Origin of the sequence: Longicatena caecimuris (assembly GCF_018406465.1) — a bacterium.
Taxonomy (GTDB): domain Bacteria; phylum Bacillota_I; class Bacilli_A; order Erysipelotrichales; family Erysipelotrichaceae; genus Longicatena; species Longicatena caecimuris.
In genome coordinates this window covers 1841425-1859912 of record NZ_AP024510.1, presented here as the reverse complement: position 1 = coordinate 1859912, position 18488 = coordinate 1841425, and the positions used below count along the sequence as shown (strand labels likewise).

13 protein-coding genes are annotated in these 18488 nt (G+C 38.0%); 10 read left to right on the top strand and 3 right to left on the bottom strand.

Annotated features, from left to right (window positions below; genetic code table 11):
* Positions 1-59 precede the first annotated feature (59 nt).
* Complete coding sequence (locus KJS44_RS08755; RefSeq protein ID WP_008687849.1) at positions 60-518, top strand: hypothetical protein; 459 nt, start codon at positions 60-62, stop codon at positions 516-518.
* 145 nt (positions 519-663) lie between these two features.
* Here the strand turns inward: KJS44_RS08755 and KJS44_RS08750 are convergent, their stop codons facing one another.
* On the bottom strand, positions 664-1983 hold the full coding sequence (locus KJS44_RS08750; protein WP_008687850.1) for an ATP-binding protein: 1320 nt from the start codon (positions 1981-1983) through the stop codon (positions 664-666).
* Positions 1984-2391: 408 nt separating this feature from the next.
* Between KJS44_RS08750 and ilvA the strand changes: the two genes are divergently transcribed.
* The 6 genes from ilvA (at position 2392) to asnA (ending at position 9784) form a co-directional block, all read left to right on the top strand.
* Positions 2392-3594 carry a threonine ammonia-lyase gene (gene ilvA, locus KJS44_RS08745; RefSeq protein ID WP_008687851.1) on the top strand — a complete coding sequence of 401 codons (1203 nt, stop codon included), beginning with the start codon at positions 2392-2394 and terminating at the stop codon, positions 3592-3594.
* A 77-nt stretch (positions 3595-3671) separates the two neighbouring features.
* Entirely contained in the window at positions 3672-5342 is a 1671-nt protein-coding gene (ilvB, locus tag KJS44_RS08740; protein WP_008687852.1) for a biosynthetic-type acetolactate synthase large subunit, read from the top strand.
* 12 nt (positions 5343-5354) lie between these two features.
* Positions 5355-5840, top strand: a complete 486-nt coding sequence (gene ilvN / locus KJS44_RS08735; RefSeq protein ID WP_008687854.1) for an acetolactate synthase small subunit — start codon at positions 5355-5357, stop codon at positions 5838-5840.
* Positions 5841-5900: 60 nt separating this feature from the next.
* Positions 5901-6896, top strand: a complete 996-nt coding sequence (gene ilvC / locus KJS44_RS08730) for a ketol-acid reductoisomerase (protein WP_008687856.1) — start codon at positions 5901-5903, stop codon at positions 6894-6896.
* A 19-nt stretch (positions 6897-6915) separates the two neighbouring features.
* Complete coding sequence (gene ilvD / locus KJS44_RS08725) at positions 6916-8580, top strand: dihydroxy-acid dehydratase (protein WP_008687863.1); 1665 nt, start codon at positions 6916-6918, stop codon at positions 8578-8580.
* 187 nt (positions 8581-8767) lie between these two features.
* Positions 8768-9784, top strand: a complete 1017-nt coding sequence (gene asnA, locus KJS44_RS08720; protein ID WP_008687865.1) for an aspartate--ammonia ligase — start codon at positions 8768-8770, stop codon at positions 9782-9784.
* A 378-nt stretch (positions 9785-10162) separates the two neighbouring features.
* Here asnA and KJS44_RS08715 read toward each other — a convergent pair whose 3' ends face one another.
* Positions 10163-11824: an Rqc2 family fibronectin-binding protein gene (locus KJS44_RS08715; protein WP_008687867.1), complete on the bottom strand. Its 1662-nt coding sequence runs from the start codon at positions 11822-11824 to the stop codon at positions 10163-10165.
* Between the two features lie 112 nt (positions 11825-11936).
* On the opposite strand from KJS44_RS08715, the gene gmk reads away from it, so the two are divergent.
* The 3 genes from gmk (at position 11937) to KJS44_RS08700 (ending at position 16999) form a co-directional block, all read left to right on the top strand.
* Positions 11937-12512 (top strand): guanylate kinase, encoded by a 576-nt coding sequence (gene gmk / locus KJS44_RS08710; protein ID WP_008687868.1) that lies wholly within the window; start codon positions 11937-11939, stop codon positions 12510-12512.
* A 74-nt stretch (positions 12513-12586) separates the two neighbouring features.
* Entirely contained in the window at positions 12587-15910 is a 3324-nt protein-coding gene (locus KJS44_RS08705; RefSeq protein ID WP_008687870.1) for a DEAD/DEAH box helicase, read from the top strand.
* Between the two features lie 57 nt (positions 15911-15967).
* On the top strand, positions 15968-16999 hold the full coding sequence (locus KJS44_RS08700; protein ID WP_008687872.1) for an acyltransferase family protein: 1032 nt from the start codon (positions 15968-15970) through the stop codon (positions 16997-16999).
* Positions 17000-17113: 114 nt separating this feature from the next.
* Here the strand turns inward: KJS44_RS08700 and gdhA are convergent, their stop codons facing one another.
* A complete protein-coding gene (gene gdhA / locus KJS44_RS08695; protein ID WP_008687874.1) occupies positions 17114-18445 on the bottom strand; it encodes an NADP-specific glutamate dehydrogenase in 1332 nt (443 codons plus the stop codon).
* Positions 18446-18488 lie beyond the last annotated feature (43 nt).

Here is an 18488-nt window from a genome sequence, read left to right as displayed (position 1 = left end):
AAGAGTGCTTATTGCAAGATATCATCCTGTCTATACAAGCTAAGAAAATGGAGAACCTTATGAAAGAACTATATGTGGTAGAACAAGATGTCGTACATGCCCTAGAGCGTATTGAGGCTGAACAAAACGATTCGTATTATGATATATGGCACTTTGAAATTGATCGAAAAGCAATCAGTAAACAAATACTCATATGTCGTTTTGAAGATTTCTTTCGTATATGGGAAATGTTAACTACAAAGAGTATTGAGAAAAGTGTGCGTTTTATCCTGCGTCAGGATGAGAATGAACGATATTGGATGGTGGTGGAGGATAAGGAGTTGCTTTTATCCGTGTATGAACGTCTGTCTAAGTTGAGGAAAAGTGCATTTTATCAGAAATTGGTTAAAAAACCTGGATATCGCTATACAACAGGGTATGAAAGTGATATTAAAGAAACATTAAAGCGTATGAAAACAGCAATAGGACAAGCCATTGCCATGGATGGATCCCTTTTCATGCTGATTCAGCGATTTTAAGTTGTAAGCTCATCGCCAACATAGAAACTACGATGTTAAAAAAGGAAGTTTTAAACGTACATGGATGCGTTTGTAACTTCCTTTTACATTTTGCTATACTGGAAACGATATGCTGAACAAAAGTCAATTTTATTTTAAAGAATGCTTAGGTTTTTTCAACCGTGCTTCTTGCACACAGATCATTCATCAATTGTTGTGCCGCTCGACCACTCATACCGCCATGACTCAATTCCCATTTACGTGCTTCGGCAAGCAATTCTTCTTCTGTCAAAGTAATTTCGGGATAATGTTTTGCCAATTCTTTTACAATGTGGAAATAATTTTTCTGATTTGGGCGCTCATAACAGATACTTAAACCAAAGCGAGCAACCAAGGATAGTTTTTCCTGCATGGTATCACTGTGATGCAGCTCATCTTGACTCATATCACTGCGATCGCCCCATGTTTCCCGAATGAGATGACGTCGGTTGCTAGTGGCATAAATGAGTACATTATCTGGCTTAGTTTCGACACCGCCTTCAATCACGGCTTTTAAAAACTTATATTCAATTTCGAACTCTTCAAAAGACAAATCATCCATATAAATGATAAAACGGTAATTATGATTCTTAATCTGTGAGATAATGGCCGATAGATTTTGGAACTGATGCTTATAAATCTCAATCATGCGTAATCCATCTTTGTAAAATTCATTGACGATTGCCTTAATGGATGTGGATTTACCGGTACCGCTGTCACCATATAATAATACATTATTCGCATTACGTCCTTCCACAAAAGCTTTTGTATTATCCACAAGCAACTGTTTCTGAAGCTCATAGCCGATGAGATCATCTAGATATACATTTTCCATATTATTGATTGGTAAGAACTTTACACTGCCATCAATATTGGGTTGTATACGAAAGGCTTTATTCAGACCAAACATACCGACGCCGTATTGGGCGTAAAAGTCGGTAATGATGTGAAAGATATCTTCTTCATCTTTGGCTTGTTCAATTTGTTTACTGATCTTGCGGACCATTTCAGAGACATTTTTATTATACATGCGTTCTTTTTTTTCAATGGCATGATACTGGGTGATGATGGTGAAACAATCGATTTGCAGGGTTTCTTCCATTTTTGAAAAATCATAATCAAACAAGTTTTTAAAGATTTTAAAATCATTTTTCGCGAAATGATTCACACTCCCTTGTTGAGCACCTCGTTTTTCACTGACTAAAGAAAAAGAATTTTCATTCATCAGTAATAGGTATGTCAGATAATTATGCCATAAATTATCATCAAAGCCATAACTCGTTGAAAGATCCAAAAGAGCTTTGATTTGTACATAGATACGTTCAATTAAGACACTTTCCTTATACTGTCCTTCATCAAAATCACGACAAATTTCACATAACTGTTGAAAGATACTGTCTTTTCCAAAATTGCGATATAAAACTAGCTTAGCACTTTCTTTATACATAGGCACGCCTCACTTCCTGAATTGTCTTTATTATACCGAAGAGAAAGTGTTTTGAAAAGAAAATGAATAAATAAAATATAATTTTCATGAATTACTGTAAATAATTTACAGTTTTATTGAAAATATTATCAAAAATCATTGACAACGTTTCAAAAAAGATTTAAACTATATGCAATCAGTAACTTGAGTGAGGCAATAGAAAGGAAGTGGACTCATGGTGACTATAACGATTAGCGTCATTATTATTATTCTCATAGTCCTAAGTAAGTCTGTTTTTCTTTCAAGACTCATATGATGAGTCACTCACCAACAGATCACTTTTGTCGTATGTACAAGGGCGTAAGAGAACGAAAGAAAAGCAGCCATGAGAAAATGTGCTGCTTTTTTGATTAAATAGGAGGAAGTCTTATGAATAGCAAGGAAGTCGAGATGGCAGCCGCGAGGTTGCAGGGGAATATCCATAACGTTAAGGTCACAAGCTCGAAAACTTTTTCGGCGATGAGCGGCTGTGATTTATTTCTAAAATGTGAAAATCGTCAGAAGACAGGCTCCTTTAAGGTTCGCGGAGCATTTAATAAATTGGCGAAATTGAAAGAAGAGGGAAAAACCAACGAGGTCATAGCGAGCTCAGCTGGAAACCATGCACAGGGGGTCAGTTATGCGTCCAGTAAGCTAGGTATGCATGCAACGATCGTTATGCCCAAAAGCACACCGATTGCGAAGGTGTTGGCAACCAAAGGGTATGGTGCTGATGTCGTGCTCGCTGGTGATAATTATGATGAATGTTATGAAGAGGCCTTGCGTTTACAAAAAGAAAAAAAGGCAACCTTTATTCATCCTTTCGATGATGAGGATGTGATCGCTGGACAAGGTACAATTGCTTATGAAATCTGTCATGATTTACCTAATGTCGATATGATCGTTGTTCCGGCGGGAGGAGGCGGATTACTTGCCGGTATTAGCTATTATGCAAAACAAATCAATCCGCGCATCAAAATTGTCGGGGTACAGGCGGAAGGCGCTGATGCAATCGTTCAATCGTTTCAGCAAAAGAAGCATTGCTCAACAAAACGTGTCAATACGATTGCGGATGGAATTGCTGTTATGAACCCCGGTGAAAAAACAGTGAAGCTCATACAGGAAAATGTCGATGAAATGGTGAGTGTCAGTGATGATGAGATTGCCGCAACGATACTGCTTTTGTTAGAACGCGAAAAGTTGGTAGTAGAACCGGCCGGAGCGAGTTCTTTAGCAGCGGTGCTGAATCATAAGATGGATGTTACCGCAAAACGTGTCGTTTGTGTGTTGTCCGGAGGTAATATTGATGTTTCCTTTATTCATAAGGTCGTAGAAAAAGGCCTTGTAACACGAGGTCGTAATATAAAGTTTAAAACATTAATGTTAGATGTACCGGGAAGTCTGGAACATTTTGCTCACATCGTCAAAGAGGCAAATGCCAATATCATTGAGGTTCAATATGATCGCATTCAAGCGGATTTGAATTTGAATGAAACAATTATCCATGTGGCCGTTGAGGTTTCCAGTAAAGAACATGGGGATGCGTTAATCAAAGCATTAAAACAGAAAGGTTATGAAATTACAATGGAATAATAATTGATGATAACCCGTTTTTAAGGTGTTATTAAGGATAAAGATGGTAAGGGAAAGTTGTGAGGAGGTTTACACACATGAAGATGAATGGTTCGCAAATACTGATACAAGCCTTAATTGATCAAGGAGTGGATACCATATTTGGATATCCAGGAGGTTCCGTTTTAAATATTTATGATGCTTTATATGAGCGAAGTGATGATATACATCATATTGTTACATCACATGAACAAGGTGCTGCGCATGCCGCCGATGGTTATGCCAGAAGTACCGGGAAAACCGGTGTGTGCTTGGCAACCAGTGGCCCGGGTGCTACGAATTTAGTTACGGGAATTGCGACAGCTTATATGGATAGTATTCCTGTTGTTGCCATTACAGGTAATGTGCCGAATGATTTATTAGGGAGAGATTCCTTTCAAGAAGTGAATATTGCTGGAATCACGATGCCAATCACAAAGCATAATTTTATCGTACAAAATGTTGAAGATCTGGCATATGTCGTAAGAAAAGCATTTGTAATTGCCAATTCAGGAAGAAAAGGACCGGTCTTGATTGATATTCCAAAAGATGTCACAGCGGCGCTTACTGAATATGTAAAACTGCCAAGATATCGGATTCGTAAGCTGCCAAAGGTTGATGATGCAAAATTTGAAGAAGCATTGGAAGCGATTCGGCAGGCTAAGCGGCCAATGATCTATGCCGGCGGTGGTGTGATCAGCTCAAATGCAACAAGAGAGCTATTGAAATTTTCTAAACACATGGATATACCAGTATGCTGTTCCATGATGGGATTATCCTCCGTACCTTATGATTATGATTTATACTTAGGCATGATTGGTATGCATGGAACCCCTGTTTCTAATTATGCAACTTTGAATACCGATTTGATCATTGCCATCGGTGCGCGTTTTTCTGATCGTGTAGCAGGCAATCGTAAAGAATTCGGTAAGGATGCCAAAATTATTCATTTTGATATCGATGCTTCAGAAATTTCTAAGAATGTCGCAACCGATATTTCGATCGTTGGCGATGCTCGCTATATATTGAAAAAAATGATTGCCCGTATGCCGGAAACAAAGCATAAAGAGTGGACAGATACTTTAAAAGCTTTTAAAGATAAGAAAGACTTACCAAAACCTAGAGGTGATGATAAAGTAGATCCACGCGATTTAGCTTTGACCTTACACAATATTGTCGGAGAAGATGCCATCATAGCGACAGATGTTGGTCAACATCAAATGATCATGGCGCAATATTATCAATTTTCACGTCCGCGTAGTTTTATTAGCTCTTGTGGTTTAGGAACCATGGGCTATGGTATGGGCGCAGCTATTGGCGCAAAGGTCGCAAATCCACATCGTCCGGTTATATTGGTAAGTGGAGATGGCAGTTTCCATATGAATATGAATGAGATGGCAACAGCTGTCAGTGAACAGTTGCCAATTGTTATTCTGATTTTTAATAACACCGTACTTGGTATGGTACGACAATGGCAAACCTTATTTTATGACCATCGCTATTCAAATACAAGCATTGAACGTAAGACAGATTATGTCAAGCTTGCAGAAGCATTTGGCGGGAAAGGGTTACGTATTAAAACACATCAGGATATTGAACCGGTTATGAAAGAAGCATTGAGCAGTAAAGTGCCATGCATCGTCGATTGTTGGATCGATAAAGATGATTGTGTATATCCGATCATTCCACCGGGAAAAAGTGGTAAGGATATCATCTTATATGGAAACTAGGAGGTGGACAGAATGGAGAGAAGAGTAATCTCATTACTTGTGGAAAATCACTTCGGTGTGCTGACCAGAGTGACCAATCTATTTGGACAACGAGGCTTTAATATTGATACTTTATCGGTTGGTGAAACGGAAAATCCTAAGTTTTCGCGTATTACGATTACAACACGCGGAGATGAGGGAATCATCAATCAAATCAAATTGCAACTGGCCAAATTAGAGGATGTTAAAAAAGTTGAAGAGATACCAGAGGATCTACTGTTTATCCGTGAAGTTGTATTGATCAAGGTTGAGGTAAATAAAGATCAAAAGGATAACTTCTTAAAAGCAGTAAAAGATTTTGGAGGACGCTGTCAGTTGATCGAAAAGGGATGTTGTGTCGTGGAATTGACAGATACACCGGCAAGCATTGATTATTTCATTGAAGAATTACAGGATTATAAGATTGTGGAAATCAGCCGCACCGGTGGTGTGGCGATGGAATTATCCAGAAACGATTAGTCTTTTCAAGCATCTTTTGATGCTATAAGATAGGAATTACCAGAACAGGAGGAAAAAGATATGGTAAAGGTGTATTATGATGCAGATTGTAATTTGGATTTATTGAAAGGAAAAACGGTTGCTATTATCGGATATGGCAGTCAGGGACATGCGCATGCGCAAAACTTGAAGGATAGTGGTGTCAAGGTCGTTGTAGGTTTGCGACCAGGCTCTAAGAGTCGTGCCAAAGCAGAAGAAGCTGGCTTAACGGTTATGGATACCGCAGATGCCGCAAAAGCAGGCGATGTTGTAATGATCTTGGCTCCGGATCAGAATCAGCCGGATATTTATGAAAAGGATATTAAACCAAACTTGGAAGAAGGCAATATGTTGATGTTTGCCCATGGTTTTGCAATTCATTTTAATCAGATCGTCGCACCGGAAGGAGTCGATGTTACCATGTGTGCCCCAAAAGGTCCGGGACATACCGTTCGCAGTCAGTATTTAGAAGGAAGAGGGGTACCTTCTTTGATTGCCATCCATCAGGATGCAACCGGTAAAGCACGTGAATATGCATTGGCTTATGCAAGTGGAATCGGTGCTGGTCGTGCCGGCATCATAGAAACTACCTTTAAAGAAGAAACAGAAACTGATTTATTCGGTGAACAAGCTGTCTTATGTGGTGGTGTCTGTGAATTGATGCAGGCTGGTTTTGATACGTTGGTTGAAGCCGGTTATGAACCGGAAATGGCATATTTTGAATGTATCCATGAAATGAAACTGATTGTTGATTTGATTAATAGCGGAGGTTTTGCAATGATGCGTTATTCAATTTCTGATACTGCGGAATATGGTGATTATGTAACTGGTAAACGTTTGATTACCGAAGATACAAGAAAAGAAATGAAGAAAGTATTAGCTGAGATTCAGGATGGAACCTTTGCTGGTAATTGGATTACCGAAAATAAATCCGCAGGCCGTGCCCATTTCTTGGCAATGCGCCGTGTCCATGCCCAGCATCCATCAGAAAAGGTTGGTGCACAGCTGCGTAAGATGATGAGCTGGTTAAAAAAATAAGAAGAGCAGGTGAAGAAGGATGAGTAGAGCAAGTGATCGAGTTTTAAAGGGAGATGCCTGCGCGCCGCAGCGCTCCCTCTTCTATGCTTTGGGATTAACCGAAGAAGAATTAAATCGTCCCTTGATCGGTGTTGTCAGTGCGTATAGTGAAATTGTTCCGGGGCATTTGCATTTGGATAAGATTAGCGAGGCCGTGAAAGCCGGTATTCGCATGGCAGGTGGTACGCCAATCATGGTACCTAGCATTGGTGTATGTGATGGTATTGCCATGGGGCATATTGGAATGAAGTACTCCTTAGCATCTCGTGAATTGATTGCGGATAGTGTAGAAACCATGGCCAATGCGCATGGGTTTGATGGTTTGGTACTTGTACCGAATTGCGATAAGATCGTTCCTGGTATGTTGATGGGCGCTTTGCGCGTGAATCTGCCAGCTGTAGTCATGAGTGGAGGAGCGATGCTGCCTGGTAATGATAAAGGCAAAGATATGAGTTTATCGACCATGTTTGAAGCGGTAGGAGCGAAAAAAGCAGGACTGATTGATCAAGAAGAATTGACGTACATTGAACAAAATGCTTGTCCAGGATGTGGATCTTGTTCCGGTATGTTTACAGCGAATTCGATGAACTGTCTATGTGAAGTGTTGGGAATTGCCTTGCCTGGCAATGGCACCATACCAGCCGTTTATTCGGCTCGCATGCAGTTAGCTAAAAAAGCCGGTATGGCAATCATGGATATGGTAGAAAAAGATATCAAGCCTAGAGATATCATAAATGAGCAGGCTTTACGTAATGGATTGGCTTGTGATATGGCATTAGGCTGTTCCTCAAATACGGTCTTACATCTTTTGGCCATTGCGAAAGAAGCGCATGTGGATATTGATCTGGATATAATCAATGAGGTATCACAAAAAACTCCAAATCTGTGTAAATTAGCACCTGCCGGACCGGATCATATCGTAGATTTGTATCGTGCCGGTGGCGTACAGGCAGTTATGAAAGAATTGCAGAAGAAACAATTGATTGATGATTCTTTAATGACCGTAACTGGCAAGACAATCAAAGAAAATTTAGCTAAGGCTGTCAATTTAGATCATAAGATCATCAAGGATATTGATACACCTAATTCACCTACTGGTGGCATTGCCGTATTATTTGGTAACATAGCACCAAAAGGCTGTGTGGTAAAGCGCAGCGCTGTGGATCCTAGTATGTTGGTGCATACAGGACGTGCCCGTGTCTTTGATAGTGAAGAAGATGCTATTGATGCTATTTATCAGGGAAAAATTGTCAAAGGCGATGTTGTCGTTATCCGCTATGAAGGACCAAAAGGTGGACCGGGCATGCGAGAGATGCTGAATCCAACAAGTGCATTGGCTGGTATGAAACTGGATAAAGAAGTCGCTTTGATTACGGATGGAAGATTCTCTGGGGCAACTCGTGGGGCAGCTATCGGACATGTATCACCGGAAGCCGCAGCGCATGGTCCGATTGCCATCATTCAAGAGGGAGATACCATCAGCATCGATATCAATGCCGGTAAGATCAATCTGATGATTGATGAAGCAGAAATGCAAAAACGGATGGATGCTTGGGTGAAACCAGAAGCGAAAATCAAAGAAGGCTGGCTGTATCGTTATGCACGTCTTGTAACTTCGGCGGATGAAGGTGCTGTTTTAAAATAAGAAAATAAGAAGCAGACAGTATAATTGAGACTGTTTGCTTTTTCTCTGGCATGATGAAAGAGGTTGTTGCATATAGTAAGAAAGTGGATGAAACATATGTAAAAATTGATTGTAAAAAATTTCAAAAAAAGATATATTTTGTAACATAAATGCGGTATAATAAAAGACATGAAAGTGAGTTGATAGTATGGCAGTTAAGGATTTGATCCTTCCATCACATTATGAAAATAAATTAGATGTCATCTCAACAGAGGTTGCCATTAAATATGTAAAAGATTTATTTGAACGTAGATTGGCTCATCATTTGAATCTTATGCGCATTTCGGCGCCGCTGTATGTAAGAAAAAGTAGTGGATTAAACGATAATTTAAATGGTGTTGAGCGTCCAGTAGGCTTTGATATTAAAGAGATTGATGAAGATGAAATGGAGATTGTCCATTCACTTGCTAAATGGAAGCGAATGGCATTAAAACGTTATCATATCGGCTATGGAAAAGGTATTTATACGGATATGAATGCCATCCGTCGTGATGAAGATTTGGATAATCTGCACTCCACATATGTTGATCAGTGGGATTGGGAAAAAATTATCGATCGTCATGATCGTAATCTTGATTTCCTAAAAATGACAGTGCGTAATATTATGAAGGCGCTTAAAGAAACAGAGAAAGAATTGGATATCATCTTTGAAAATTTAGAACCGTTTATACGCGAGGATGTGTATTTTATTACCGCACAAGAACTCGAAGATCGCTATCCGGATATGACGCCTAAAGAAAGAGAATATACAATTACAAAGGAACATAAAACAGTATGTATCATGCAAATTGGCGATATTTTATCCAGTGGGCAGAAACATGATGGACGTGCACCGGATTATGATGACTGGTCATTAAATGGAGATATTCTTATTTACTATCCTATTTTGGATTGTGCTGTCGAAATTAGCAGTATGGGCATTCGTGTAGATGCTAAGGCACTACAAGAACAGCTGAAAAAAGCTGATTGTGAAGAACGTTTAACTTTGCCTTATCATCAAATGTTGTTACATGATGAATTGCCGCTTACAATAGGTGGAGGGATTGGGCAATCAAGAATATGTTTGATTCTTTTAAATAAAGCACATATCGGTGAGGTGCAGGTATCACAGTGGAGCGATGACATGATTGCCGAATGTGAACGACATCATATATATTTATTATAGTGATAAGTATCAATATTTGAGAGGCATATTATTGCATATGATAGTAACTATCATTGCTATTTTAATTCATAGTATGATGGTTTAAAAAGTGCTTACGTAAATAAAGGTTGGAACAATAGCACTATGTGTTTTGGTAAAGATAAAGCTAGTGAAAAAAAGTGAAGAGGACACATGATCGTATCCTGTTCACTTTTTTGATGTGTTCTTAAGTAGGATAGCATTCTTACTAGCATATTCATTTTGTTGTTTTACACTGTATGATTTTTTATGCCTAAATGGTAAAAGAGTTCATGAGTTGCATAAAGTAAGATATTATCACTTATGCATAGCATGCTCTAATCAACAGCATGTATTTTAGCTGACAATGCCGTGAAAAAGCTATTTTCTTTTGTTTTCTCTGTGTTCATCTAGCAATCGTTGAATGACGGCTGCATCTGGATCGATATAAATGGTCTTATAGGTCGTTAAGGATACAAAGCTTCCTTTATTGCCAGGAATCTTTTTTAATTGTCGTTGTTGGCAGTAATTGATTGGAACACTGGAGGAATAGCGCCCGTTAGAATACCAGGCAGCTAACATGGCCGCAGTCCGTAAAGCAGCTTCATTTGGCTGTTCTAAAGTAAGGATGACATGAGCACCATGCAAATCTTTTGCGTGCAACCATGTATCTTTTTTTCGTGCGAGTTTCCATGTGACATAGTCATTCTGCAAATTGTTTTTACCTACATATATGCGATAATCATCAAATAGAAACGTTTCATAATGAGGAAGCTCTTGCTTTTTCTTTTTCCGGATACGACTTTTCTGTGCACGTAAATACCCTTGTTTTACCAATTCTTCCCGTATCTCAATGGCATCTTGAACACCAGCTTGCGATAATTGCGTTTCCATAGCCTCAAAATATGCAATCTCTTTCTCACACAAAGCGATTTGTTCCTTTAAAATACTCTGTGCTCGTTTGCTTTTATGATATTTCTGATACCAACGATTGGCATTACCTTTTATATCAAAACGCATATCGATAGGAATCGCAATCTCTTCTCCTGTTTCAAAAGAGGGCAGCGTAATTATCGGTTGTTTCTCAATTTCATGCATATAAGCAAATAATAAATCCCCATATTCTCGATATTTATCACAATCCATAGATTCAGCTAAAGATTGCTTAAGTTTTGGGAGCTTTGAGGTGTTTTTATGCAACTCGCGTTTGACACTGCGATATAAATCTTGACTTTGTTGTTTGATGCGCACTTTTTCTTCTTTTTCATAAAACAGAATATCCATGCCATGCATTAAAGGATATTGACGATACGTATCTGTTAGATGTGTAAGTGGAATACAATGAAAATAAACCTGATCTTTAACATCGCTAATATATAAAGTGTTGGAATCGTGAATCTTCTTTAAAATATCGTCGAATGCCTCACCTTTGTGCATGCGGTATTGTACCTCTTTAGACAAGAGTGGGGAAAAGCCATGAAACTGTTTGCTGAAAGATTCTTCGGCATCAAATGGTCCGTGATGATATGGGTCTTGTTTGTTACTGTGTGGCTCTGGCAAGGTAAATACTGCACCGGGTAAAATGGTACGTTTACTGTTTTCAAACGGCGGGATACGTTTTAAGGCATCAACGATGCGTCCATCTTCATCTACCAAAATGATATTGGCATATTTGCCCATTAATTCAATATATAAGTGCTTTTTATGAATATCACCTAATTCGTTGCGTGCTTCCAACTCCATATGGAGGATACGGTCAAGACCAAGTTGTTCTATGGTATGGAGGATGCCGCCATCAATCTGTTTTCGCAACAACATTAAAAAGTTGCTGGGAACCTCCATTGTCGTATAGGATTCTTTTGTGAAATTTATACGATTATAAACGCTGTGCAAAGAGATTAACAGTTTTTGATTGCCTGTTTGGGTACGTAATGTAAATAATAATTCAGTATCACTTATTTGTTGCAATTTTAATAATTTAGCTGGTAAAGCTTGCGCTATTTCTATTCGTAACTGTCTTAATAATAATCCATCAATTGCCATGCTTATCACCTCGTGAGTAACATTATAGCATAAAAGCAGAAAATAGCGAAAACATGTTTGACAAGCGAAATCACTACTAGTAAAATAAGTATAAAGAATAGAGGGTGTGCAAATGAAAAAAGGTCTGTTAATTATTATCAGTGGTCCTAGTGGAGTAGGAAAGGGAACCGTGCGTAATTACTTTATGAATGATGCGTCATTGAAATTGGCATATTCCATTTCCATGACGACAAGATCACCAAGAGCTGGTGAACAGGATGGCGTTGATTACATATTCACTACGAAGGAAAAATTTGAAGAGGCAATCCAACATGGTGAACTTTTAGAATGGGCTGAATTTGTTGGCAATTATTATGGCACTCCCATGTCACAGGTAGAAAAACTGCGCAATGAAGGAAAAAATGTCCTTTTGGAAATCGAAGTGCAGGGGGCTACGCAAGTAAAAGAAAAATGTCCAGATGCTTTAACAATATTTATTATTCCACCGAGTATGGAAGAATTGGAAAATCGAATTCGCGGTCGTCGAAGTGAGCCAGAAGAGGTTGTACAGCAGCGTTTGGCGAAAGCTGGAAAAGAAATGAAGATGGTGAATAATTATAAATATATTGTTTGTAATGATGACCCTAAATTGGCTGCAGAATTAATCAGTTCGATCATTAGACGTCACATGGAAACGGATAATAAATAACTTTATACGCACATGGTTCATGTGCGTTTTATTAAACATTTGAGTATCCTACAAGAAGCGCATGGAGGGTATATATGCAGATAACGAAAGAGGAAATAAAACGTGTCGTTAGTAATGTACAAAATTATACTTTGGCAAAGAAATATCTGAAGGCTGCTGATATAGAAAGCATGGTCGTTTTATGTGATGCATCCGGACAATATCATGTGGACGCCCATATAAATCAGGATGTTTATAGTAATCATATTACCATTACCATAGATGAAAATTATCATGTGACGGCATATGAATGTAGTTGCCCTTTTTGTACGCAAGAAAGTGGCTGTGCTCACGTTGGTGAAGTGTTGATGATCATCTCTATTATGGAGCCATGTATGTTCCCTTATCATTTTCAAAGACAGAAATTCTTACTTCGTTATCAGGAATATCAGCAAACCAGAAATAATGAAGAAGAGCAAAAACAGCAAAATAGCCTATTACAGCGATATGAAGAACGTAAGGCAAGACGGTTGCGTGAATACGAGGAATATCGGCGTCAATTAGAACTTGAACAGCGTAAGCGTCTTATGGAGAAAGCGCATGAATGGCTGGATGAGCAGTGGCATAAGGATCAACAGTTTCCTATTCTGCAAGGACATCAGGATATCCATTTATATGTGCAGTTAGAGAATATAGATAGTGAATATGGAAGCCATTTAAGGGATTGCTATATTTCATTAAAAATTGGCAAAGGCCGTAAACGCATGTACATCGTTAAGAGAATACAGGAATTTCTGGAAGCTATCGCTCATGAAGAATATATCAGTTATGGAAAAGAGCTAGCTTTTACTCATACGATGGAGCAATTTGATGTAATATCACAAGAGCTTATTCAACTATTAAAGGAGAATATGTCCGATCATCTTTATTATTATTCAGGACGTGAAATGCGGATACAAGAAGAAAAACTGGATGCTTTTTATGACAAGATGCTGGATATACCAAGGGAGTATCGTGATTTTAATCTTGTGGAAGAAAAAGGAAAGATGTGCATTGAAATACTTCCTAAGGATGAGGATTATCAGATTGTTCTGTTAAGCCCCAAACGCAATATGATCTTGGGGAAAGAGCATGTGTATAAAATTAAGGAAAAGACGCTGATTCGTAAAACGATGAATCATTACAGCGTTTCTTTATTAAAACAACTACTAGAAGAAGATTTTTGGATTGGTAAAAACGATATTCGTCGTTTTCAAGGCCATATCATAAAACAGTGTAAAGGCTATCTTACGGTGAAGAATAAAGAATGTCTGCCTGTTTATATGGAAGAAGACTATATACAGCTATTTGCGGATATGGATGAGCAAGGATTAATTAGTATCCGCATCAAAGCACACATGCCTGATGGTACCATAGTGAATGGCTTTGATGATACGGTGAAGGAGCAACTCTTGCATGTACAGTTGGTATGTGAATGCGTACAGGCATATGCACAAACGATTGATTATGATGGACATGTTGCTTATCTAAGCCAACAGCAGGATACAACATTAGTCTTTCTACAGGAAGGCTTACCATACTTAAGCCGTTATTGTGATATCTTTGTATCCGATGCGTTAAAGAGCATCAATGAACCTATGGCCATGCATGTAAGTGTTGGCATTGGCATGTCAAATGATCTTTTACAGATTGATATTGCCAGTGTTGATGTTACAGCGGATGAGTTATATGATATTTTAAGGGCATATCGAAAGAGACGGAAATATTATCGTCTGATGGATGGACGCTTATTATCTTTAGAAGGAAAAGAGCTAGAAGAAACCAATGCTTTATTAGATGATTTAGCAATTGATTTAAAAGATATTAAAAAAGGCAGTGTACAAATGCCAGCATATCGCAGCTTTCATATGGAAGATGTTTTACAGCAAGATCATGATGTCGATATTACAGCGAAGCAAAGCTATGTAGATTATCTTTCACAATATCACAAAAAGGATATCAAGCTAGCGGACATTGCTTCTCGTTATGAACATGTGCTGCGTGATTATCAAAAAGAAGGTGTGAAATGGATGCAGACATTGCACCATTATCATTTCGGTGGTATTTTAGCAGATGATATGGGCTTAGGAAAAACTTTGCAGGTCATTGCTTTATTAGAAACAATGAAGCAAGAAGGACAGGTTTCCTTGATTGTTACTCCAAGCTCTTTGGTGTTAAATTGGGAAGATGAATTGCAGAAATTTCAGGCGGATTTGCGTGTACAATGCATTATGGGAAATGCCAAAGAGAGATGCATGCAAATAGCATCTTTCTCACAATATGATGTATTGATAACATCTTATGATTATTTAAAACGTGATATTACACAGTATGAAACCATTCATTTTTACTATCTTGTATTAGATGAAGCACAGTTCATTAAGAATCAAAAGACGAAAAATGCGGAATGTGTGAAACAGCTTAAAGCTGTGCATCGCTTGGCATTGAGTGGTACTCCGATTGAAAATACATTAGCTGAATTATGGAGCATTTTTGATTTTTTAATGCCGGGATATTTGTTTAATTATCATTATTTTCAAACACATTTCGAAAAGAATATTGTACAAAATCATGATGAGCAAACACAAATGAAACTGAAAAAGATGGTGGAACCGTTTATTTTAAGACGTACCAAAAGCAAGGTCTTAAAAGAGTTACCAGATAAAATTGAACATACGCTCATGATTCCATTTGAAGATACTGAAAAGAAACTATATTTGGCAAATTTATCTCAGGTCAATCAAGCATTAAGCAAACATCTGCAGATGGAACGTCCGGATAAATTTGCGATTCTTGCCATGTTAACGCGACTTCGTCAGATTTGTTGTGAACCGCGTATCCTATATGAGAACATCACTACTGCAAGTAGTAAATTACTATATTGTTTGGATTTGTTAGAAACTTTACGGGAAAATCATCAAAGAGTCTTGTTGTTTTCATCATTTACATCTGTATTAGATATCTTGGAAGAGGAACTTATCAAGCGTCGTTTTTCTTATTTGAAGCTGACAGGCAACAATACAAAACAACAGCGCCGCGATATGGTACAGCAGTTTCAAAATGGTTTGACAGATGTTTTCCTAATATCTTTAAAGGCCGGGGGAACCGGATTGAATTTGACAGCAGCAAGTGCTGTTATACATTTTGATCCATGGTGGAATGTGTCTGCGCAAAATCAAGCAACTGATCGTGCGTATCGCATCGGTCAGAATCAGAATGTACAGGTTTACAAGCTGATTATGAAAGATAGTATTGAAGAAAAAATACAAACATTGCAGAAGATGAAGAAAGATTTATCAGATCATTTTGTAGAAGAAAATGAAGGCAGTATTTATCATATGTCTTATGATGAAATTGTTTCCCTTTTTGATATGGAATAAGCCATTCCAAATAAGAAACATGCTCGTATCCTGTAGAGCAGAAAGGACATTTTGTTTATGAAAAAAACCATGGAAAGATTATCGAATTTTGAAATTTTAAGAATCATCAGCATGTTGTTGATCATATGTCATCATTTTGCGTTGTATAGTGGTTTTCGGTATCCTTCATCCACGATAACAATGAATAGCGTCTTCATTCAATTTTTATCATATGGGGGTCAGCTTGGCGTTAACTTATTCGTATTGATCAGTGGTTATTTTTTGGTAAAGAATGAATTCAAAGTAAAAAAAGCGGTGAAGCTGTGGATGGATATTTCTATATATGCGATTATCATCATGCTTATATTTGCTATTGCCGGTACCGATTTCAACTTCTTTGAAGTCGTAAAGAATATCTTTCCGATACCTTATAACATGTGGTGGTTTGCGACATCTTATTTCATGATGTATTTGCTATCCGGATATATCAATAAACTAATTTATGCTTTATCTAAAAGGGAATTGGATCATCTCATCTTATTGTTAATCGTCATATGTTCGATTCTGCCTACGTTTATGGCAGCACGTATGACATCTACCCTTATGTGGTTTTTTCTGTTATATATCATCGCTGCCCGAATACGTTTATATGCATTGACAAATAAAGTTTTTGATCACAGTTTAATGATTGGGGCAATAGGATATGTTTTCTGTTTAGGATCTTGTGTACTATTTGATATCATTGGTACAAAAATTGCTATTTTTAGTGATTATGCTACTTATTTTGCAAGAATAGATTCCATTACGATGTTGTTTTGTTCAATCTTCTTATTTATAGGATTCAAAAATTTAAATATTAAGCATTCTAAGATGATAAATACGATTGCCGCAACAACCTTCGGTGTTTATTTACTTCATGAAAATGAATATATTCGACCATTCTTATGGAAAACGGTATTTCATAGTGCGGAACATGCGAACGATAGTCGTTTAATTTTATATGCGATAGGGGCAATCCTAGCTACGTTTGCGCTATGTTCTTTCATTAGTTATATATATAATAAAACAATCGGGCGATGGATAAATGCCCTATTAACCAAAGCAAAATAGGTAATCATAAATTTAAGCATCCATTTGAAAAAAGTCTTATACATAAGCTCAAAAAAAATCCCCGCACTGCCAACTAGCGAAGGGCAAGTGTAGGGGATTTTTTAGAATAGGTGATTAAACGATACCTTGTTCAATCATAGAATCCGCAACTTTAATGAAACCAGCAATATTTGCGCCAACCATAAAATTATCAGGAGCGTCATATTCTTTTGCTGTTTCACTCACTGTCTTATAAATGTTTTCCATAATATCTTTTAATCTAGCATCCACTTCTTCTGCTGTCCAAGAAAGGCGCAAAGAATTCTGTGACATTTCTAATGCAGAAGTGGCAACACCACCGGCATTGCTTGCTTTACCTGGAGCAAACAGGATGTGATTTTGCATCAGTACATCAATCGCATCTGGCGTTGTTGGCATATTAGCACCTTCGCATACGGCGATAACACCATTTTTGATTAATGTTTCAGCATCTTCTTTGTTTAATTCATTTTGCGTAGCACATGGGAGTGCGATGTCGCAAGGGGTATTCCAAATACGACCATCCTTATGGAAAACAGAACCTTTCACGCTTTTTGCATATTCAGAAATGCGTCCGCGGCGAACTTCTTTGATTTCTTTCATAACATCTAAATTGATGCCGTTTTCATCAATGATGTAGCCACTGGAGTCACTCATAGCGATGACCTTGGCACCTAGCATCGTTGCTTTTTCCGCTGCATAAATAGCTACATTTCCACTACCGCTGATAACAACTTTTTTTCCTTTAAAGGAGTTACCTTTATCTTGCAGCATAGCTTCTGTAAAATAGCAAAGGCCATAACCGGTAGCCTCTGTTCTTACTAAAGAACCGCCCCATTTCAAACCTTTACCGGTCAAGACTCCGCAAAACTCATTGCGGATGCGTTTATATTGTCCAAACATATATCCAATTTCACGTGCTCCAACACCAATATCGCCAGCTGGAACATCTGTGTTAGGACCGATATATTTGCATAATTCAGTCATGAAACTTTGACAAAAGCGCATAACTTCAGCATCACTTTTTCCTTTTGGATCAAAATCACTTCCGCCTTTGCCTCCGCCGATAGGCAGTCCAGTCAAAGAATTTTTGAAAATTTGTTCAAATCCTAAGAATTTGATGATTGATATATTTACGCTTGGATGAAAACGAAGACCACCTTTGTATGGTCCGATAGCGGAGTTAAACTCAATGCGATAACCGCGATTCACTTGTAGTTTTCCCTGATCGTCTACCCAAGGCACACGGAAGATGATTTGACGTTCTGGCTCAACGATGCGCTCAAATACACCTTTTTCTATATATTCCGGATGTTTCTCTGCAACCTTTTCCAGAGAAAGTAATACTTCGTCAACAGCCTGAATGAATTCCACATCATTTGGGTTGCGTTTGATGACAGCTTCTTTAATGTAATCTAATTTAGCCATAGTATTCCTCCTTTTAGCCTGCCTATATTATATACGCAAAAAG